At 75.7% G+C, this 20339-nt stretch carries 15 protein-coding genes; 7 read left to right on the top strand and 8 right to left on the bottom strand.

What is annotated here, in order from left to right; genetic code table 11:
• Window positions 1–33: 33 nt before the first annotated feature.
• On the top strand, window positions 34–1080 hold the full coding sequence (gene lipA / locus ACIA5A_RS03650; protein WP_396756046.1) for a lipoyl synthase: 1047 nt from the start codon (window positions 34–36) through the stop codon (window positions 1078–1080).
• 59 nt (window positions 1081–1139) lie between these two features.
• Complete coding sequence (locus ACIA5A_RS03645; RefSeq protein ID WP_396756044.1) at window positions 1140–2843, top strand: DUF423 domain-containing protein; 1704 nt, start codon at window positions 1140–1142, stop codon at window positions 2841–2843.
• Here the strand turns inward: ACIA5A_RS03645 and ACIA5A_RS03640 are convergent.
• Together ACIA5A_RS03640 and ACIA5A_RS03635 are read right to left on the bottom strand one after the other, a co-directional pair.
• On the bottom strand, window positions 2825–5872 hold the full coding sequence (locus ACIA5A_RS03640) for an AAA family ATPase (RefSeq protein ID WP_396756493.1): 3048 nt from the start codon (window positions 5870–5872) through the stop codon (window positions 2825–2827). The two genes, ACIA5A_RS03645 and ACIA5A_RS03640, sit on opposite strands and share 19 nt — an antisense overlap.
• Window positions 5873–6036: 164 nt before the next feature.
• Window positions 6037–6207 carry a hypothetical protein gene (locus ACIA5A_RS03635; RefSeq protein WP_396756042.1) on the bottom strand — a complete coding sequence of 57 codons (171 nt, stop codon included), beginning with the start codon at window positions 6205–6207 and terminating at the stop codon, window positions 6037–6039.
• 217 nt (window positions 6208–6424) lie between these two features.
• On the opposite strand from ACIA5A_RS03635, the gene ACIA5A_RS03630 reads away from it, so the two are divergent.
• A complete protein-coding gene (locus tag ACIA5A_RS03630; protein ID WP_396756040.1) occupies window positions 6425–7114 on the top strand; it encodes a DUF4191 domain-containing protein in 690 nt (229 codons plus the stop codon).
• A 65-nt stretch (window positions 7115–7179) separates the two neighbouring features.
• On the opposite strand, the gene ACIA5A_RS03625 is transcribed toward ACIA5A_RS03630, so the two are convergent.
• A complete protein-coding gene (locus tag ACIA5A_RS03625) occupies window positions 7180–7590 on the bottom strand; it encodes an RDD family protein (RefSeq protein ID WP_396756491.1) in 411 nt (136 codons plus the stop codon).
• Between the two features lie 184 nt (window positions 7591–7774).
• Here ACIA5A_RS03625 and glnA point away from each other — a divergent pair, with 184 nt between their 5' ends.
• On the top strand, window positions 7775–9199 hold the full coding sequence (gene glnA, locus ACIA5A_RS03620) for a type I glutamate--ammonia ligase (RefSeq protein WP_181569646.1): 1425 nt from the start codon (window positions 7775–7777) through the stop codon (window positions 9197–9199).
• Between the two features lie 9 nt (window positions 9200–9208).
• Here the strand turns inward: glnA and mptB (ACIA5A_RS03615) are convergent, their stop codons facing one another.
• Together mptB (ACIA5A_RS03615) and mptB (ACIA5A_RS03610) are read right to left on the bottom strand one after the other, a co-directional pair.
• A complete protein-coding gene (gene mptB, locus ACIA5A_RS03615; RefSeq protein WP_396756038.1) occupies window positions 9209–10714 on the bottom strand; it encodes a polyprenol phosphomannose-dependent alpha 1,6 mannosyltransferase MptB in 1506 nt (501 codons plus the stop codon).
• A 10-nt stretch (window positions 10715–10724) separates the two neighbouring features.
• Entirely contained in the window at window positions 10725–12128 is a 1404-nt protein-coding gene (gene mptB, locus ACIA5A_RS03610; protein WP_396756489.1) for a polyprenol phosphomannose-dependent alpha 1,6 mannosyltransferase MptB, read from the bottom strand.
• Between the two features lie 45 nt (window positions 12129–12173).
• On the opposite strand from mptB (ACIA5A_RS03610), the gene ACIA5A_RS03605 reads away from it, so the two are divergent.
• The gene (locus ACIA5A_RS03605; protein ID WP_396756036.1) at window positions 12174–13856 is read left to right on the top strand and encodes a hypothetical protein; all 1683 of its coding nucleotides are present in this window, start codon (window positions 12174–12176) and stop codon (window positions 13854–13856) included.
• 58 nt (window positions 13857–13914) lie between these two features.
• Here the strand turns inward: ACIA5A_RS03605 and ACIA5A_RS03600 are convergent, their stop codons facing one another.
• On the bottom strand, window positions 13915–16938 hold the full coding sequence (locus ACIA5A_RS03600; protein ID WP_396756034.1) for a bifunctional [glutamine synthetase] adenylyltransferase/[glutamine synthetase]-adenylyl-L-tyrosine phosphorylase: 3024 nt from the start codon (window positions 16936–16938) through the stop codon (window positions 13915–13917).
• A 1-nt stretch (window position 16939) separates the two neighbouring features.
• A complete protein-coding gene (locus ACIA5A_RS03595; RefSeq protein WP_396756032.1) occupies window positions 16940–17710 on the bottom strand; it encodes a type 1 glutamine amidotransferase in 771 nt (256 codons plus the stop codon).
• Window positions 17711–17776: 66 nt separating this feature from the next.
• On the opposite strand from ACIA5A_RS03595, the gene ACIA5A_RS03590 reads away from it, so the two are divergent.
• Window positions 17777–18706 carry an LD-carboxypeptidase gene (locus ACIA5A_RS03590; protein ID WP_396756030.1) on the top strand — a complete coding sequence of 310 codons (930 nt, stop codon included), beginning with the start codon at window positions 17777–17779 and terminating at the stop codon, window positions 18704–18706.
• Here the strand turns inward: ACIA5A_RS03590 and ACIA5A_RS03585 are convergent.
• Complete coding sequence (locus ACIA5A_RS03585; RefSeq protein ID WP_396756028.1) at window positions 18687–19616, bottom strand: virginiamycin B lyase; 930 nt, start codon at window positions 19614–19616, stop codon at window positions 18687–18689. The two genes, ACIA5A_RS03590 and ACIA5A_RS03585, sit on opposite strands and share 20 nt — an antisense overlap.
• Before the next feature lie 182 nt (window positions 19617–19798).
• On the opposite strand from ACIA5A_RS03585, the gene ACIA5A_RS03580 reads away from it, so the two are divergent.
• On the top strand, window positions 19799–20245 hold the full coding sequence (locus tag ACIA5A_RS03580) for a hypothetical protein (protein ID WP_396756026.1): 447 nt from the start codon (window positions 19799–19801) through the stop codon (window positions 20243–20245).
• Window positions 20246–20339 lie beyond the last annotated feature (94 nt).

Here is a 20339-nt window from a genome sequence, read left to right as displayed (position 1 = left end):
GCCGCTCGTGTCCGGTGTCACAAGCTTTCCGGGGTGACGGCCGTCGCCCGACGTTCATCGACCGCCGCCGACCGGCGTAGGCTCGATTTCGTGACGATCGAGCAAACCGCGCCGACGACCGAGCAGCCCGCGCGCACCGCGACCGTCGCCCCGGAGGGGCGGCGCATGCTGCGGATCGAAGCGCGCAACGCCGAGACGCCGATCGAGCGCAAACCGCCGTGGATCAAGGTCAAGGCCAAGATGGGCCCGGAGTACACCGAGCTGCGCGGCCTCGTCTCGCGCGAGGGACTGCACACGGTGTGCCAGGAGGCCGGTTGCCCCAACATCTACGAGTGTTGGGAGGACCGCGAGGCCACCTTCCTCATCGGCGGCGACCAGTGCACCCGGCGCTGTGACTTCTGCCAGATCGACACCGGCAAGCCGGCCGAGTTCGACGCCGACGAGCCGCGCCGGGTCGCCGAGTCGGTCGCCGCGATGGGCCTGCGCTACGCCACCATCACCGGGGTGGCCCGCGACGACCTGCCCGACGGCGGCGCCTGGCTCTACGCCGAGACGGTCCGGCAGATCCACGCCCTGCAGTCCGGCTGCGGCGTCGAGCTGCTGATCCCCGACTTCAACGCGGTGCCCGAGCAGCTCGCCGAGGTCTTCGGCTCGCGTCCCGAGGTGCTGGCGCACAACGTCGAGACCGTGCCACGCATCTTCAAGCGGATCCGCCCGGCCTTCCGCTACGAGCGGTCGCTCGACGTGATCCGCCAGGCCCGCGCCGACGGCCTGGTCACCAAGAGCAACCTCATCCTCGGCATGGGCGAGGAGCGCGCCGAGGTCTCCCAGGCGCTGCGCGACCTGCACGAGGCCGGCTGCGAGCTGATCACCATCACGCAGTACCTGCGTCCCACCCCCCGGCACCACCCGGTCACCCGCTGGGTCAAGCCGGAGGAGTTCGTCGAGCTGCGTGAGGAGGCCGAGGAGATCGGCTTCGCGGGCGTGATGAGCGGCCCACTGGTCCGTTCCTCCTACCGCGCCGGCCGCCTCTACCAGCAGGCGCTCGCCGCCCGCGAACAGGTCGCCGTCACCCGCTGAGGCCGGCGTCCGACCGCGTCGCCCGCCGCCGGCCCCCGGCCGGATGCCATGATCCAGGCATGACCGCCGGGGTACGCCAGGAGCCGCGCGAGGCCGACCGCCCGCGTACGCCCCGGCGGCTCCGGCTGCCCACGCTGCTCGCCCTACTGGTCGGGTTCGCCGGGGTCGGCTACCGGCTGGCGCTGATCCTCGCGGACGCGCCGCCCAGCAACAGCGACGAGGCGACCATGGGGCTGGCCGCCCTGCACATCGCCCGGGGCGACGACTTCCCGGTCTGGTTCTACGGCCAGGCCTACATGGGGACGCTGGAGGCGTACCTGGCCGCGCCGCTTGTCGCGCTCGCCGGGCCGTCCGTGCTCGTGCTGCGGCTGCCCACCCTGGCCCTGTACGCGCTGTTCCTGCTGCTGTCCTGGCGGCTCACCCGCCGGCTCGGCGGTGACCGCTGGTACGCCCTGCTGGTCGTCGGCGTGCTCGCGCTCGGCTCCGACCGGGTGGTGAAGAACCAGCTCATCGCCGGCGGCGGCTATCCCGAGCTGAACCCGGCCGGGGCGGCGCTGGCGCTGCTCACTGTCGCGCTGTGCGGCGGCGGGCCGGGCGTGCGGCTGCCCCGCTGGGCGGCCTGGGGACTGGTCGCCGGGGTGCTGCTCTGGGTCGATCCGCTGATCCTGCCGTACGTGCTGACGCTCGGCGCGCTGCTGGTGGCGTGGCGACGCCGGGAACTCGCCGGCCGGGCCGGCGCGGTGCTCGGCGGCGCGCTGCTGCTGGGCGTCGCCCCGATGGTGCTGGACAACCTCCGGCACGGTCGCGACCCGCTCACCGCGGTGCTGGCGGCCAGCGGGTCCGGCGCGACGGCGGGCTGGGTCGAGCGGTGGCACGGCGGGCTGGTCGTCGGCCCGCCGCTGGCCATGGGCTTCTGCTCGCCGGGCCGCTGCGCCCCCTGGCAGCTCTGGTGGGCGCCGGTCCTGCTGGTCCTGCTCGTGCTCGCCGCGTTCACCGCGTGGCGCGCCCTGCGCCGCCCGGTCCCGCCGGCGTCGGCCGGGCGGCGGGTGTCGGCGGGAGTACGGTTGGCGCTGCTCGGCGGCGCGGCGGCGGTGCTGGCGGCGTACGCGTCGAGCAGCGCGGCCGGCCGCACCCCGTTGGAGAGCGGCCGCTACCTGTCCTGCCTGGCGGTCGCCGTCCCGGCCCTGCTCTGGCCGCTGTGGCAGGCCGCCCGCCCGCTGGTCGCCCGGCTCGTTCTCCGGCCCGGTGGGCGGGGCGCGCCCGGACCGGACCGGCCCGACGAGGCGTCGGTCCGGCCGGCGCCTGGCCGGCTCGTCGGCGCGGCGCCGGTCCGCGCCGTGGTGGCCGGGGTCGGGGCGGTCGTCGTGCTCGCCGGGATGCCCGGCACCCAGGCGGGCGCCACGGTGGAGACGATCCGGGCGGCGCCGGCCGCGCACGCCGAGGCCGACCGGCACCGGATGCTCGTCGACGCGCTCGGTGACCTGGGCGTCCGGCACGCGCGGGGCGGCTACTGGACGTGCAACCGGATCGCGTTCGCCAGCGCCGAGGAGACCGTGTGCGCGGTGGTCGACGACGACCTGCGCCCCGGGTTCGACAGGCTGCCGGCGTATCGGCGGGCGGTGGCCGCGGACCCGGACGCGGCCTGGGTGGCCCCGGACGGCTCACCGCTGGCCGCGCGGCTGGACCGGCAGCTCGGTCCCGGAGCGGGCGCCCTGCGGGTGATCACGATCCCCGGCTGGCGGATCTATCTGCCCCGTCGCTGAACCGGCGCGGGCGGCGGGTCGAGCAGGCCCAGGCGGTGGGCCAGCGCGGCGGCCTCCACCCGGTTGGTCACGTCCAGCTTGGCGATGATCCGGGACACGTGCACGCTTGCCGTCTTCGGGGAGATGAAGAGCCGCTCGGCGATCCGGCTGTTGCTGTGCCCCTCGGCGACCAGCCGCAGCACCTCCCGCTCCCGACCGGTCAGCAGGTCCGGCCCGGGTCGCCCGGTGCCGCGCAGGCCGACCCGCCGGGCGAGGGTGGTGGCCTGCTCGCCCAGCGGGGTGGCGCCCAGCCGGGCGGCCACCTCGACCGTCTCCCGGATCGCGGCGGCCACCTCGTCCCGCTCGCCGGCCGCCGCGGCCACCTCGGCCAGCCCGAGCAGCGCCCGCCCCAGCGGGTGCGGCGGCCCGGCCGCCCGCCACGCCGTCACCGCCGCCCGCCACGCGTCCACCGCCCCGCGAGGCGCCGGCCGCCCCTCGACCGCCGGCCGCCCCTCGACCGCCGGCCGCCCCTCGACCGCCGGCCGCCCCTCGACCGCCGGCCGCCCCTCGACCGCCGGACCGCGGCCGAGGGCCGGGTCGGCGGGACCGAGGTCGTGCAGGAGCGCGGCGACCTGGGCGGCGTGCGCCCGCTCGGCCGGGTGGCGGGCCGGCAGCACGGCGGCCACCGTGGACACCTCGGCGGCCAGCGCCGGGTCACCGGCCAGCACGGCGGCCCGTGCCGCCGCGCTGAGCACCGGCCAGCCCTCGCGGGGCAGGTCGGCCAGGTGCGGGTCCGCCAGGGCGGCGCGGGCCGCGCGTACCGCCTCCAGCTTGTCGTCGGCGGCCAGCGCGGCCTCGACGCGCAGCTCGTGCAGCGGCAGCCGGTGGTTCGGCCAGAGGTAGGGCCGGGCCAGGAAGGCCAGCGCCCGCCCGACGAGTTCGTCGGCGTGGGGATGCCCGCGGGCCAGCCGCAGCCCGGCGCGCAGTTGGAGCCAGTGCAGCCCGGAGACGCCCGGCGGGTCGATCCGGGCCGCCTCGGCGCACGTCGCGTCGGCCTCGTCCCACCGGCCCGACGCGATGAGCGCCTCGGCCCGGTTGGAGAGCAGGTAGGCGCCGATCGAGCGGCTGATCCCGGCCTGGCGCGCCTCGCTCACCCCGGCCGCGGCGGCCTCCTCCGACTCGGCGTAGCGGCCCAGCTCGTAGAGCACGTCGGAGAGGAAGACCAACGCGCTGACCAGGGCCCACGAGTCGCCGGCGGCCCGGGCCCGCGCCTGCACCCGGCGCAGCTCGGCCAGCCCGAGGTCGGGGGTGTCGTCGATGCGGTGCAGCAGGGCGATCCGGGTGGGCAGCAGCACCAGGTCGGTGCCGATCTCGGACGCGCCGACCATCGCCTCGGCGGCCACCGAGGCGGCCTCCCGCGGGTCGACCTTCATCAGGTGCGCCGCGATGTCGGCGAGCACGCCGAACCGTTGCGCGCCGGCGGGCGCGCCGGCCGCCAACCGGTACGCCTCGCGCAGCTCGACCGCGCCGTCGCTCTTGCCGAGCAGGGCGAGCAGCCGGCCCCGGTGGTCGAGCAGGGCGGCGGCGCGCAGCGGTTCGGCGGCCGGGTCGACCTCGGCCAGCGCGGCGCGGGTGAGCGTGAGCGCCCGGCCCAGGTCGCCGGCGGTGACCGCCGCGGTGAGCGTCTCCTCCAGCACCCGCAGGTGGTCCATGCCGAGCCGGTCGGCGGCGTCGGGCACCAGCTCCCACAGTTCGAGGACGCGTTCCAGCAGCCGGCTCTGCTCGGCGTACGCGCAGCCGTCGGCCGCCGTGGCGGCCGCGGACCGGGCGGCGGTGAGGGCGCGGGGGTGGTCGTGCGCCGCGTACCAGTGGTGGGCGATCTCGGCCGGGGCGCGGCCGGCGGCGACCAGGTGCGGTTGCGCCTCGATCGCGGCGGCGTAGCGGGCGTGCAGCCGGGCGTGCTCGCCGGGGAGCAGGTCGTCGTGCACCGCCTCGCGGACCAGCGCGTGCCGGAACTCGTAGTCGCCGTCGGGGTCGGCGACGACGAGTTGCCCGGCGACGGCGGCGCGCAGCGCGTCCTCCAGCTCGACCTCGGGGAGCCCGGCCACCTCGGCGACGAGCTGGTGGGAGAAGCGGGTGCCGCCGGCGGCGGCGATCCGCAGCACCCGCTGGGCCGGCTCGGGCAGCCGGTCCACCCGGGCGAGCAGCAGGTCGCGCAGCGTCTCCGGGAGCACCGCGCAGCCGACCGGGTCACCGGCGGCGGCCAGCTCCTCGATGAAGAACGGGTTGCCCTGGGTGCGCTCGTGCACGTCGTCGACGGCCCGGGCGGACGGCTCGGCGCCGAGCAGGTCGGCGAGCACGGCGGCGGTGCCGTCGCGGTCGAGTCGGGCCAGCTCGACCCGGTCGACGCCGCGGGCCCGGTCCAGCTCGGCGAGGAAGGGCCGCAGCGGGTGCCCGCGGTGCAACTCGTCGGTGCGGTAGGTGCAGACGACGAGCAGGCGGGTGGCGCGGGTGGCCCGCACCAGGAAGCCGATCAGGTCCCGGGTGGACCGGTCGGCCCAGTGCAGGTCCTCGATGACCAGCACCAGCGGGCGTTCCTCGGCGATCCGCCGGAACAGCTCGGCGACCAGGTCGAACAGGTAGCCGCGCGGGGTGTCGGCGAGGGCCGGGCCGGTGGGCGCGGCGATGCCGGCGGGCATCCGGGCCAGCTCGGGCAGCAGCCGGGCGAACTCGGCCTCGTAGCCGGCGAAGGCGGCCGGGCCGTCGTGCCGCAGCACGTCGCGCAGCGCGGCCGCGAACGGCGCGAACGGCAGGCCGGCCTCGCCCAGTTCGAGGCACTGGCCGACCAGCACCCGGGCCCCGGTCGTGGCGACGTGCCCGCCGAACTCCTCCAGCAGGCGGGTCTTGCCGACGCCGGCCTCGCCGCCGACCAGCACCGTGGTCGGGTCGCCGCCCCGGGCCCGGTTCAGCGCCTCGCCCAGCGCGGCCAGCTCGGGCTGCCGGCCGACGAGGACGGTGCTGGCGGCGCGTGCGGTCACGCCGTCGAGCATGCCACGGCGCTCCGACGGCCCGACCGGTCCGATCGGCCCGGCTGAGCGGACCGACCCGGCTGAGCCGACCGACCCGACGCCGACCGCCGGTCCGACCGCCCCCGTGACGGTCGGACCGGCGTCCACCGCGCCGGCGACGGCCGGACCGGTGACCGGTGGGGCGGTCACCGGCGGGCGTCGGTGGTGCGGGCGGTGTGCCTGCGACGGCTCAGCCAGCCGTGCGCGTGCCGGCGGGCCAGCGACCGGGCGAGCCGGTCGTGGGCCGCGTCGGCCTGCAGTTCGGAGGCGTGGCTGCGGTGGATGCTGAGCAGGAACTCTGCGTCGTTGCCGAACATCTCGGATCTCCCTGTCGTGCGGTGTGGTGCTCGCTGTCGAGGTCGACTCTCCGCGCGAAGGGGGCCCCGGCGCATGGGTACGTCGCCCGATATTCACCCCGCGCCGCCTCCTTACCCGGCGGCCGGGAGGGCCGGCGCGGCCGTAAGGTACTCAGCCCTCGGCGGAACGGGTGGCCACGGATCAACGGGTCGAGCGCCGACCACTAGACTCTGCGGCATGGCAAAGCCCCAGGAGAAGGTCTCGTTCGGCCAGCGGCTGAAGCAGATCGGGATGGTGTTCAAGTTCACCGCCAAGCAGGACAAGTGGTTCGCGCCGCTGGCCGCTGCGGCGGTGCTGATCCCGCTCGCGCTCACCGTGGTCGCGGTGCTCGCCTGGGGCTGGATCTGGCTGCCGATCGGCATCCTGCTCGCGCTGCTCGCCCTGCTGATCGTGCTCAACCTGCGGTCCAACAAGGCGATGATGAACGCCGCCGAGGGGCAGCCCGGCGCGGCGGCGCAGATCATGGAGAGCATGCGCGGCGACTGGCGGGTCACCCCGGCGGTCAGCTCGACCACCCAGATGGACATGATCCACCTGGTGCTGGGCCGCGCCGGCGTGATCCTGCTGGCCGAGGGGAACCCGCAGCGCGTGCGGGGTCTGCTCGGGCAGGAGAAGCGCCGGCTGGCCAAGGTGATCGGCTCGGCCCCGCTGCACGACTACGTGATCGGTTCCGGCGAGGGTGAGCTGCCGGTCCGCAAGCTGCGGATGACGGTGATGCGGCTGCCGCGCACCCTCTCCCCGAAGGACGTCAACGCCCTCGACAAGCGGCTAAAGGCGCTCACCGCCCGGCCGCAGATGCCCAAGGGCGCGGTGCCGAAGAACATGCGGCCGGCGCGGGGCGCGTTCCGGCAGACCCGGGGTCGCTGACTCCCGTCGTACGCGGAGAAGGAGCCGGTCCCCCGCGGGGCCGGCTCCTTCGTCGTCGGGGTGGTTCAGCGGCGGGGCGCGTCGGTGACGACGGCGCCGGTGAGCCGGTCGTGCAGGCCGCGCCGGTGCTGGTCCATGATCAGGGCCGGGACGACGAGGGCCAGCAGCAGGCCGCGCAGCAGGCCCCGGGCCAGCCCGATCCGGCCGCCGTCGGCCCAGGCCACGCAGCGCAGCCGGGTCAGGTACATGCCGGGGGTCTGGGCGAAGAGGCCGAGGAAGAAGCCGTATTCGAGGATCAGCACCAGGACCGGCGGCCAGCCGTCGCGGACCGGGTCGGCGAAGGCCCGGGCGACCATCAGGCACAGCACCCAGTCGATGATCAGCGCGCCGAAGCGGCGGCCGAGGCCCGGGGGCGTGAAGGCGGGGTCGGCGGCGGGTGGCACCGGTGCGGCGGCGGTATCGGTCACAGCGGCCAGGGTAGCGCCGCCTCGGCACCCAGCGAAAAATCCGACAATGCCGTCAACTGCCGTCAGAAGGTGCGGGCGATGACGCTCCGCGAGCGACGTAACACGGCGGAAACAGAGGAGACACGGCCGGGCAACCGCCCGGCCATAGCGTCGCCACCAGCCAGCGACCGGAGTGGACCTGCCAGGAGGACGTGTGTTCGCCAATCCCGAGGAACTCCTGCGTTACCTCAAGAACGAGGACGTGAAGTTCGTCGACGTACGTTTCTGTGACCTGCCCGGCGTGATGCAGCACTTCAACCTGCCGGTCGAGTCCTTCGACGACAGCGTCTTCACCGACGGCCTCGCGTTCGACGGCTCGTCGATCCGCGGTTTCCAGGCCATCCACGAGTCGGACATGCTGCTGCTGCCGGACGTGGCCACCGCGTTCGTCGACCCGTTCCGGAAGCAGAAGACCGTCGCGATCAACTTCTTCATCCACGACCCGTTCACCCGCGAGGCCTACTCCCGGGACCCGCGCAACGTGGCCAAGAAAGCCGAGGCCTACCTCGCCGCCAGCGGCATCGCCGACACCGCCTACTTCGGCGCCGAGGCGGAGTTCTACATCTTCGACTCGATCCGCCACGAGACGTCCGCGCACCAGTCGTTCTACTACATCGACTCCATCGAGGGCGCCTGGAACACCGGCCGCGAGGAGGAGGGCGGCAACCGGGGCTACAAGACCGCCTACAAGGGCGGCTATTTCCCGGTCCCGCCGGTCGACCACTACGCCGACCTGCGCGACTCGATCGTGCGGCGGCTGGTGGACACCGGCTTCACCGTGGAGCGCTCGCACCACGAGGTGGGCACCGCCGGCCAGTCGGAGATCAACTACAAGTTCTCCACCCTGCTGCACGCCGGTGACCAGCTCCAGCTCTTCAAGTACATCGTGAAGAACGAGGCGTGGGCCAACGGCAAGACCGCCACGTTCATGCCCAAGCCGCTGTTCGGTGACAACGGCTCCGGCATGCACACCCACCAGAGCCTCTGGCTGAACGGCGAGCCGCTGTTCTACGACGAGACCGGCTACGCCGGGCTGTCCGACACCGCCCGCTGGTACATCGGCGGCCTGCTGCACCACGCGCCGTCCCTGCTCGCCTTCACCAACCCGACCGTCAACTCCTACCGGCGCCTGGTGCCGGGCTTCGAGGCGCCTGTCAACCTGGTCTACTCGCAGCGCAACCGCTCCGCGTGCACCCGCATCCCGGTCACCGGCAGCAACCCCAAGGCCAAGCGCGTCGAGTTCCGCGTCCCCGACCCGTCGGCCAACGTCTACCTCGCCTTCTCCGCGATGATGATGGCCGGCCTGGACGGCATCAAGAGCAAGATCGAGCCACCGGCGCCGATCGACAAGGACCTCTACGACCTGCCCCCGGAGGAGTGGGGCGACGTCAAGCAGGTCCCCGGCTCGCTGCCGGCCGTGCTCGACTCGCTCGAGGCCGACCACGACTACCTGCTGGACGGCGGCGTCTTCACGCCGGACCTCATCTCCACCTGGGTCGACTGGAAGCGGTCCAACGAGGTCGACCCGGTGCGCCTGCGCCCGACCCCGCACGAGTTCGCCATGTACTTCGACTGCTGAGCACGCTCGTCAGCACCGGCCGGGCCGGCTCCGCCACCGCGGGGCCGGCCCGGCCCGTACCGCGCGCACCACGACCACGACCACCAGCACGGTCATCAGCACCGCGCCGGGCGCCTTGGTGAACCGGGCCAGGTTGGTGCCGTCCGGGAAGGTGAGCACCGAGGCGACCGCGCAGGGCGCCACGAACCAGACCGTCCGGGCCGGCGACACCACCGCCACCGCGAGCAGGGTCAACGGCCAGATCGCGTACCAGGGGTGGAAGACCGGGGCGAGCAGCACGGTGGCGGCCAGCGCCAGCCCGGCGCCGAGCAGCGCCACCCGGGGGCGGGCCACGGTCAGCCGGGCCACCCGCTGCCTGGCGTCGTTCAGCGCACGCAGCGCCGACCACGCCCACCACCAGAGCGCCACCAGCAGCCCAACCAGCAGCACCAGCCCGACCACCCGGGTCACCGGCACGGCGTGCGGGTGGCGGCCGGCCAGCTCGCCGGCGTAGTCGACGACGAAACCGACGGCGGTCGGCGGCGAGGTCCACTGGTGCGAGTCGCCGCTGCGGCCGAGCCCGTCCACCCAGCCCAGCCCGAGGCCGGTGGCGAGCGAGAGGACCAGCAGCGTGCCGAGCACCACGGCGGCCAGCCGGCCCCCGTCGCGCAGCAGCGCCCGCCAGGTGTACCGGCCGAGCACCGCGGCGAGCGCCGCGAACGGAAGCACCACCACGGCGATCGCCTTCACCGCGACCGCCAGGCCCAGCAGCACGCCGGCCGCCACCAGCGCGCGCGGCTTGCCCGGCCGGCGGACCAGCACCAGCAGCCCGAACAGGACCAGCCCGAGCGCGAGCGCGTCGTTGTGCGCGCCGGCCACCAGGTGCACCGCGACGAGCGGGCACGCGAGCACCAGCCAGGCCGCCCGGCGGGTGGGCGCCCCGGCGGCGCGGGCCAGGCCGGGCAGGCAGAGCGCGGCCAGCAGCACCCCGGCCACCGCGACCAGCCGGAGCAGCACGACCGCACCGACCAGGCCGCCGCCGGCGAGCACCGCCAGGCCCGCCAGCAGCACGAAGAACGGCCCGTACGGCGCCGGCGTGTCCCGCCAGATCGGCGACACCGACCCGGTCCACGGGCAGCCGGCCGCCGCGACCCCCACCCGGTACGGGCTGACCCCCTGCGTCCAGGTCCAGCCCTGGCAGGCGTACGAGTAGACGTCCCGGCTGCCCAGCGGCGGCGCGGCGAGCAGCGGCAGCGACCACAGCCCGGCGGTCAGGTAGGCCCACCGCCCGGACGGGGCGCCCCAGCGCAGCGACCACCAGGCGCCGACCAGCAGCACGGTCCCGACCAGCCAGCAGCCGAGCGTCACCGGCCCGTGCGGGGCCTGCCACAGCGCGGCGAGCGTGGCGCGCGGCGGGGCGTCGGGCAGTGCCCCGCCCAGCCAGCCGGCGACGGTGAGCAGGACCGCTCCGGCGAGACCGGCGTAGCGGGCGAACGCGGGGGCGACCGGCCGTACCGGCGCGTCGGACTCGCTCACCGACGCCTCCTCACTCCACCGGGACCGGCTGCCGCTCCTTCCGAGCCGACCGTACCAACCACACCACCAGCACGATCACGAACAACGTCATCAGCGGCGCACCCGGCATCTTGGTGTAGCGGGGTAAACCGGTCCCGTCCGCCAGCACCAGGAACGACGACACCAGGGTGACGATCGAGAACCAGCCGGTCCGGCGCGCGGAGGCGGCCAGCACCGCCAGCGGCCACAGCCAGTACCAGGGATGGAACAGCGGCGACAGCCCGACGGTGGCGACAAGCGCCAGCGCCGCGTGCCAGAACGGTTCGCCCCGACGCCACGCCCGGAACCAGAGCCAGACCAGCAGCGCGACGAGCACCACCATGCCGATCGCCCGGGTCACCGGCAGCGCGTCGACGTGCACCCCGAACGGCGCCAGCAGGTAGCCCACGGTCTGCCCGACCGCGGTCGGCGGCGAGGTCCAGGCCACCACCAGGCCGCCCTGCTCCAGCCCGCTGATGAAGCCGAGACCGAGGCCGGCGACGAGCGTCGCGGCGGCAAGCGAGGCCAACGCGCCGCCGACCACCCACCCGCCGTCGCGGACCAGCGTCCGGATCCGGTACGGCCCGACGACCGCGGCCAGCGCCGCGAACGGCACCACCACCAGCGCGGTCACCTTGATCCCGGCGGCCAGGCCCAGCAGCAACCCGCCGGCGAGCAGCGGGCCCCGCCGGCCGGGTCGGGCCGCCACCACGGCCAGGCCGGCGACGAGCAGGCCGACCATCATCGCGTCGTTGTGCGCCCCGGAGGCCAGGTGCACCGGCACCAGCGGGCTGGCCAGCGCCAGCCAGAGCGCGCGCCGCGGCGGCACCCCGCAGCGGCGGGCCAGCACCGGCAGCGCCCAGGCGGTGAGCGCCACCCCGGCCAGGGCGAGCACCCGGAACAACGCGACCGCGCCCCACAGCGAACCGGTGGCCTTCACCACCGCGCCGGCGAGCAGCACGAACAGCGGCCCGTAGGGTGCCGGGGTGTCCCGCCAGATGTACGAGATGGTGTCCAGCCACGGGCAGGGCAGCACCGACACGCCCTGCTCGTACGGGTTGATCCCGGCCGAGAAGCTGGCACCCTGGCAGGCGTACGCGTACACGTCCCGGCTGCCCAGCGGCGGTGCGACGAGCATCGGCAGCAGCCACAGCCCGACCGTGACGAGCGCCCAGCGGCTCGACGGCACCCGGTCCCGGAGCGACCACCACGCCCAGGCCAACAGCCCGGTGCCGGCGAGCCACAGGGCGATGATCAGCGGCCCGTTCCGGCCCTGCCAGATACTGACCGGGGTGGGGCGCAGGTCACCGTCCGGCAGCGCGCCACCGAGGTACGCGGCCACGGCGAGCAACGCCGAGCCGGCCAGACCGGTCCAGCGCGAGAGGTGGTGAGACACGTTCACCATGCTGCCAGTACGGTGGTTCGCGATCAGGAGGTGGGCATGCGCGGCGGTCGGGTGGTCGCGGTGTCCGCCGTGTCCGCGCTCGTCCTCGCCGCTCTCCACCTGATCCTGCCGGCCACCGGCTCGGACCTCTCCGCCCAGGTCGCCCGCGCCGGGTTCTTCGCCGCGCACGGGCCCGCCCTGGTCGACCTGCGCTGGTACGGCGGCGTGCACCCGTGGGGCTACAGCCTGGTCTCCCCGCCGCTGATGGCGCTGCTCGGGGTACGCCCCACAGGCGCGCTCGCGCTGCTCGTCTCGGCCGTCGCGTTCGCGGCCCTGCTGGTCCGGGCGCGGGTGCCCCGCCCACTGTTGGGCAGCCTGGTCGGGGTGGTCACGATCGCCGGCAACCTGGTCTCCGGCCGGGTCACCTACGCCCTCGGCGTCGCGTTCGGCCTGGTCGCGCTGCTCGCCCTCACCCTGCCCACCACCTCGACACGGTCCCGGACCGCCCGCCCGACCGGTCCGTCGCCCGACTCGCTGCCCGCCGGCGCGGCCGACTCGACCGGTCCGACACCCGCCGGAGCGGCCGGCTGGGCCGGCCTGCCGCGCGCCGTGGCCGTCGGTGTGGCCGCGCTGTTCGCCTCGGCGGCCAGTCCGGTGGCCGGGCTGTTCGTCGGGCTCGCCGGCGTCGCACTGCTGCTCGGCCGGCGGTGGGCCGACGGCCTGCTGCTCGCCGTGCCGGCCGCCGCGCCGCTCGCGGTGACCGGGCTGCTGTTCGGCGAGGGCGGCTGGATGAACATCAGCCGCACCGACACGGTGCACGCCGTGGTGACCAGCCTGCTGGTGGCGGCGCTGGTGGCGTACCGGCCGGTGCGGGTGGGCGCGCTGCTCTCCGCGGCCGGGGTGCTGGCGGCGGCGCTGCTACCCACCCCGGTCGGGTTGAACGCCACCCGCCTGGTGGTGATGTTCGCGCTGCCGGTGCTGGCCGCCGCCGCGACGCTCCCCCGCGCGCTCACCGGGCGTACACCTCTCGGGCGCGGCCTGCCGCGCGGCGCCGGGGCGGTCGGGCTGGCCGCGTTGCTGGCGGTGGTCTGCTGGTGGCAGCCGCCGGTGGTCACCGCCGACCTGCGCAGCGCCGACGACCCGACGGCCGACCCGGCGTACTTCGCGCCGCTGCGGGCGGAGCTGGCCCGGCGCGGGCTCACCGGTCGGGTGGAGGTGCCGCCGACCCGCAACTACTGGGAGGCCGCCCGGCTCGGCGAGGTGCCGCTGGCCCGGGGCTGGCTGCGGCAGGCCGACATCGACCGCAACCCGCTGTTCTTCACCACCGTGCCGGGCACCGCCGGCACCGGCGTCCCGCTGACCGCCGACAGCTACCGGGCCTGGCTGGCCGACAACGCCGTGCAGTACGTCGCCGTGCCCGACGCCGAGCTGTCCTGGGTGGGCCGACCCGAGGCGGAGCTGGTGACCGCCGGGCAGCCGTACCTGACCGAGGTCTGGTCGGACCGGCACTGGCGGCTGTACGCGGTCGCCGATCCCACCCCGCTGGTCGGGGCGCCCGGCGAGCTGGTCCGGCAGGACGGCGCCTCGGTCACGTTCCGCACGCCCGCGGCCGGCCCGGTCCCGGTCCGGGTCCGCCACGACCGCTGGCTGACCGTCACCGGCGGCGCCACGCTCTCCCCCGCCGGCGACTGGCTCACCGTGACGGTCCCCCGCCCCGGCACCTACACCGTCACCGGCTGAGCGCCGGTGTTGAGAAGGGGCCCCGCCTATACCTCAGGCGTTAACAGGGGGCCCCTCCTTATAGGGGGGCTTCGAGGATGCGCTGGACGACGGTGCGGGAGTGGCGGCCGACGCGCAGGTATTCGTCGAGGAACTCGCCCGGGTCGTCGCGGCCGAGCAGGCGCACCACCCCGGCCAGCTCCACCCCGTGCCGGGGCAACTGGTCGCCGGCCCGGCCCCGCACCAGCATCAACGCGTCACGGACCTGGGCGGCGAGCGTCCAGCCGGCGGCCAGCTCGACCGCCTCCTCGCCGTCGAGCAGGCCGGCGTCGCGGGCCGCCGCCAGCGCGTCGAGGGTACGGGTGCCGCGCAGCGCGGGCAGCTCGCCGGCGTGCCGGAGCTGGAGCAGTTGCACCGCCCACTCGACGTCGGCCAGGCCGCCCCGGCCCAGCTTGGTGTGGGTGGCCGGGTCGGCGCCGCGGGGCAGCCGCTCGGTCTCCACCCGCGCCTTGATCCGGCGGATCTCCACCACCTGTTCGCGGGTCAGCCCGCCGGCCGGATAGCGCACCGGCTCGATCATCGCCTCGAACTCGGCGCCCAGCTCGGCGTCGCCGCAGACGAACCGGGCGCGCAGCAGCGCCTGCGCCTCCCACACCCGCGACCAGCGGGCGTAGTACTGCGCGTAGGCGGCCAGGCTGCGGACCAGCGGGCCCTGCCGGCCCTCCGGGCGGAGGTCGGCGTCGACGCCGAGCGGCGGGTCGGGGGCGGGCGCGGAGAGCAGTCGACGCAGCTCCTCGGCGATCGCGTGCGCGGCGGCGCTGGCCGTGCTCTCCTCCACCCCGGCCGGCGGGTCGTAGACGAACAGCACGTCGGCGTCGGAGAGGTAGTTCGACTCGTACCCACCGAGGCGGCCCATGCCGATCACCGCGAAACGCAGTCCGGGTGGCCCGGGCTGGGTTGCCCGGGCGGCGCGCAGCGCGGCGGCCAGGGTGGCGTCGGTGACGTGGGACAGCGCGGCGCCGACCGCCGTCACGTCCACCACCGTGGGCCGGCGTTCCCCGCCGCCGACCGGGCGCGGGGTGAGCGGTGCGAGCGAACCGGCCCGGCTGAGCACGTCGGCGGCGGCGATCCGGACCAGCTCGCGGCGGCGCAGCGCGCGGACCGCCCGGGTCGCCTCGACCGGGTCGTCGTGCCGGGCCGCGGCGGCGGCGAAGCCCTCGACCAGGGTCTCCCGGGGGCGGGGGGTCAGTTCGCTGTCCTCGGCCAGCAACCGCAGCGCCTCCGGCTCCCGGGCGAGCAGGTCGGCCGCATAGCGGGAGGAGGAGAGCACCCGGGCCAGCCGGCGCGCCACCGGGCCGGAGTCGCGCAGCAGCCGCAGGTACCAGGGGGTGCTGCCGAGCTTGTCGGACACCTGCCGGTAGTTGAGCAGCCCCCGGTCCGGCTCCGGCGCGTCGGCGAACTCGTCGAGCAGCACCGGCAGTAGCGTGCGCTGGATCGCGGCGGTGCGGCTGACCCCGCCGGTGAGCGCCTGGAGGTGCCGCAGCGCCCCGGCCGGGTCGGCGAAGCCGAGCACCTCCAACCGGTGCCGGGCCGCCTCGGGCGTGAGGCGCAGCCCTTCGGCGGGCACCCGGGCCACCGACTCCAGCAACGGCCGGTAGAGCAGTTTGGCGTGCAGCCGGCGTACCTCGGTGGCGTGGGTGACCCACTCGGCGCGGAACTCCTCGACGGCGCTGCGGCCCGGGGTGGCGGCGTAGCCGAGCGCAGCGGCGAGCCAGCGCAGCGCGGCCGGCTCGGTCGGCACGGTGTGGGTGCGGCGCAGGCCCTGGAGCTGGAGCCGGTGCTCGACGGCGCGCAGGAAGCGGTAGCCGCGCAGCAGCGCCTCGCCGTCGGCGCGGCCCACGTAGCCGCCGGCGACCAGGGCACGCAGCGCGGGGATGGTGCCGGGTACGCGCAGCGACTCGTCACCGCGGCCGTGCACGAGTTGGAGGAGCTGGACGGCGAACTCGATGTCGCGCAGCCCGCCCGGACCGCGCTTGATCTCGCGTTCCAGCTCCTTCGGCGGCACGTTGTCGAGGATCTTGCGGCGCATGGACCGCACGTCGGAGACCGCCTCCGGCCGCTCGGCGGCGGTCCAGACCAGCGGGGCGAGCGCCTCGACCCACTCCCGGGCCAGCTCCAGGTCGCCGGCCGCCGGTCGGGCCTTGAGCAGCGCCTGGAACTCCCAGGTGCGGGCCCAGCGGCGGTAGTAGGCCAGGTGGCTGGCGAGCGTGCGGACCAGTGGGCCCCGGTTGCCCTCCGGACGCAGCGCGGCGTCGACCGGCCAGGCGACCAGCCCGCACACACCGATCAGCCGGGCGGCGACCTGGGTGGCTGCGGTGAGGTCGTCGTCGCCGGCGGCGACGAAGATGACGTCGACGTCGGAGACGTAGTTGAGTTCGCCGCCCCCGCACTTGCCCATCGCCACCACCGCCAGCCGGGGCGCGGCGGTGCCCTCGGGCAGCTCGTCGACGGCGATGTCGTAGGCGGCGGCGAGCGTCGCGTCGGCCAGCCCGGAGAGCGCGGCCATGGTCTGCTCCAGGCCACGCCCGCCGGTCAGGTCGGCCGCCGCGATCCGCAGCAGCGCCAACCGGTACGCCTGCCGCAGCAGCGGGACCGCGCCGGTGACGGCGGTCAGCTTGGCGGCGGCGGCCAGGTCGAGGCGGCCGTCGGCGGTCGGGGCGAGCCCGTCCGGCTCGGTGGCCAGCACCGCCCACTGCCCGGGGTTGGCGACCAGGTGGTCGCCGAGCGCCGAGGAGGCGCCGAGCACCGCGATCAGCCGGCGACGCAGCCCCGGGTCGGCGGCCAGCCCGTCGCGGACCGCCACCTCGTCCCCGGTGCGCCGCTCCGACTCGACCAGCCGGTGCAGTTGGCGCAGCGCCAGGTCCGGGTCGGCGGCCCGGGACAGCGCGGTGAGCAGTTCGGCGGCCCGGTCGTCGACCGGTTCCTGCGTCTCCGGGCGCCACAGGCCGAGCCCGTCCGGGCCGAGCAGGTCGGCGGCGCGGGTGGCGCCGTCGCCCTCGGCGAAGCCGTAGCGAGCCAGGCGCCCGCGAGCCGGCCGGGTCACCTCACGCCCCGAGCAGCGGCAGGGTGCGGCGTGGGCTGTCGTCGTCGCCCAGCTCGCCGAGCGCGAGCGCAGCGAACCGGATCGCGAACGGTTGCCAGGCCTCCTCGACGTCGGCCATCGCCCGGTCGCAGGCGGCCACCACCAGCTCCGGGTCGTAGCCCAGCTCGGCCAGCGTGGCCGAGTCGCGGGACCACTCGGCGATCATCGCGGTGTCGCACTCGATGTGGAACTGCAGCCCCCAGGCCCGGTCGCCGAGGCGGAACGCCTGGTGCGGGTAGCGGGTGGACGCGGCGAGCAGCGTCGCGCCGTGCGGCAGTTCGGTGATCTCGTCGGCGTGCCACTGGAGCACGTCGGGCATCAGCGGCACGTAGCGGAACAGCGGGTCGGTCTCGGCAGCGTCGCGCCGGCCCACCACGGTGGGCCCGACCTCCGGCCCGGACGGGCTGCGCTCGACCCGACCGGCGTGCGCGGTGGCGAGCAGTTGCGCGCCCAGGCAGATCGCCAACGTGGGCACCCGGTGCCGGACCGCCTTGCGGAGCAGCCCCTCCAGCGCCGGGAACCAGGGCGCGCCGGGACTGTCGTCGGCCAGCGGATAGGCCTGCTGGTCGCCGCCGAGCACCACGAGCGCGGCGTACCCGGTCAGGTCGGCGGGGAGCGCGTCGCCCGCGTGCGGGCGCACGACGCGCAGCTCCAGGCCCCCTTCGGTGAGCCACTCCCCCAGGCGGCGGAGGTCGTCGGTCGGGTCGTTCTCGATCACCAGCGCGGTCGCCACGACGTCGAGGCTAGCCGGTACGCCCGCGCGCGGGCGGTCCGGCTCGGCCGCACTAGGCTCGCGGTCGTGCCCACCGACGACTGCCTGCGCCCACCGGCCCTGCGCCCCGGCGACGCGGTGATGCTGGTGTCGCCGTCCGGCCCGACCCGTCCCGAGCGGGTGGCCCGCGGCATCGAGCTGCTCACCGGCTGGGGCCTGCGACCGGTGCCCGCGCCGAACGCGTACGCCCGACGGGGTTATCTGGCCGGCGACGACGCGCTGCGGGCCGCGGACCTGAACGCGGCGTTCGCCGACCCGGAGATCCGGGGCGTGATCTGCACCCGGGGCGGCTACGGCGCGCAGCGGGTGGTCGACCTGATCGACATGGCGGCGGTACGCCGTGACCCGAAGGTGGTGGCCGGCTTCTCCGACATCACCGCGTTGCAGTTCGCGCTCTGGCGGGGCGCCCGGCTGGCCGGGGTGCACGGCCCCGGCGCCGCCTGGCGGGACGAGCGCACCCCGATCCGCTCGGCGGAGTCGCTGCACGCCGCGCTGACCACCACCGAACCGGTGACGGTGGCGGCGGTCGAGACGGAGGAGACCTATCCGGTGCGGGTGCCCGGGCGGGCCGAGGGCCGGCTGATCGGCGGCAACCTGTGCCTGATCACCGCGTCGGTCGGCACCCCGGACATGCCTGATCTCACCGGCGCGATCCTGCTGGTGGAGGAGGTGCAGGAGCCGCCGTACAAGGTCGACCGGATGCTCACCCACCTGCGCCGGTGCGGCGCGCTGGCCGGGCTCGCCGGGGTGGCGGTGGGCCAGTTCACCGAGTGCGCCGACGGCTGGGACACCACGATCGTCGACGTGCTCACCGACCGCCTGGGCGACCTGGGCGTCCCGGTCCTCGGCGGCCTCCCCATCGGCCACGGCCCCGACCAGCTCACCGTCCCGGTGAACACCCGAGCGACCCTGGACACCACCACCGCCACCCTCACGGTCACCCCCGCCGTCCGCTGACGGCGCCGCCCGCCGCGCGCGCTCGGGGTGGGGTGAGGCGGGCTACCGCGCCGGTCTCCAGGGCGGTCCAGACCGTGGCGTCCGGGGTGAGCGTGAGGCCGTGGGGTTCGGAGCGCGGGGTGGGCAGGGTGTGGTGGGTGAACGTGCCGTCGGGGGCGAGGTGGCCGATGCGGTTCGCGGCCCACTCGGTGAACCAGCAGCCGCCGGCCGGGTCGGCGACGACGGCGTGCGGCCGGGCCGCCCGGTCGGGCAGCGGGAACTCGTCGATCCGCCCGTCCGGGGTGATCCGGCCGAGCTGCCCGGCGAGGATCTCCACGAACCAGAGCGCGCCGTCGCCGCCGCGGGTGATGCCGACCGGTCCGGCCGCCTCGGTGGGCAGCGGGTGCAGCGTCACCGAGCCGTCCAGGTCGACGCGGGCGATCGCGTTCGCCTGGTTGAGCGTGAGCCAGAGCGCGTCGTCCGGCCCGGCGGCCAGCATCGACGGGAACGTCTTGGCGCCCGGCAGCGGGAACGTGCTGACCTGCCCGTCGACGGTGACCCGGCCGACCGTGTCGTCGCCCGTCCCGGCGTACCAGAGCGCGCCGTCCGGGCCCACGGCCAGGCCGCACGGGGCGCAGCCGGGCGGGAGCGCCACCGAGCTGCTCTCGCCGTCGACGGTGATCCGGCCGAGCCGGTGGTCGCCGGAGCGGGTGTACCAGAGCGCGCCGTCCGGGCCGGCGGTGATGATCAGCGGGCGGCTCTCCGGCGGGTCGCCGCGGTGGACCCGCACGTCGCCGTCGAGGCCCAGCCGGGCGACGCCGCCGGACCCGGCCAGCGTCAGCCAGAGCGCGCCGTCCGGCCCGACCGTGATCGCGTACGGGCCGGAGTCCGGCCCGGTCAGCGGGATCTCGCGGATGACGGGCTGTGTCATGAGGGATGGCCTTTCGTCGGGATTCCGCCACCCTCGCGATCGCCACGGTGACCGCGCAACCGCTTTTGTCCGGATCCTCGCCCCGGACTGCCAGCTCGCTGACAGGTTCGCCACGGGTTGCCCCCAGCTCCGTTAGTCACTGTCAGTGAGGTCATCGCACCACCACCGAACAGGAGAACCGCATGATCCGCATGACGAGGAAGCGCCTGCTGGTCGGCCTGGCCGCCGCCGGCGTGCTCGGCGTCGGGATCGCCGCCCCGACGGTGGCGCTCGCCGACGACAACAGCCCGAGCGCCGGCGCGAGCACCCAGCAGGACGGCGACCGCCACCAGCAGCACGCCGACCGGCAGGCCGAGTTCGCCGAGGCGCTCGCCAAGGAGCTGGGCGTCCCGGCCGACAGGGTGACCGCGGCCCTGGAGAAGCTGCGCGAGCAGCGCCAGGCCGACCGCCCGGAGCGGCCCACGCCGCCGTCGGCACAGGACCGGCAGGCCGCGCTGAAGGACCGGCTGGACCAGGCCGTCAAGGACGGCAAGCTGACCCAGGAGCAGGCCGACGCCGTGCTCAAGGCCGCCGAGTCCGGCGTCTTCCCCGGCCCCGGCGGCATGGGCCCCCGAACCTGGCACAAGTGAAAGGCGGGGCCCCCTCTTAACGCATTCGGTATAGGAGGGGGCCCCGCTTAACACCTGTCGGGCAGGGCGGCGTCGGGCGGGAGCCGCCCGACGC

The organism is Micromonospora sp. NPDC051300 (assembly GCF_044455315.1).
Classification (GTDB): Bacteria; Actinomycetota; Actinomycetes; order Mycobacteriales; family Micromonosporaceae; genus Micromonospora; species Micromonospora robiginosa.
Note: the sequence above shows the minus strand (reverse complement) of the source record. Positions and strands in the feature narration are given on the sequence as shown.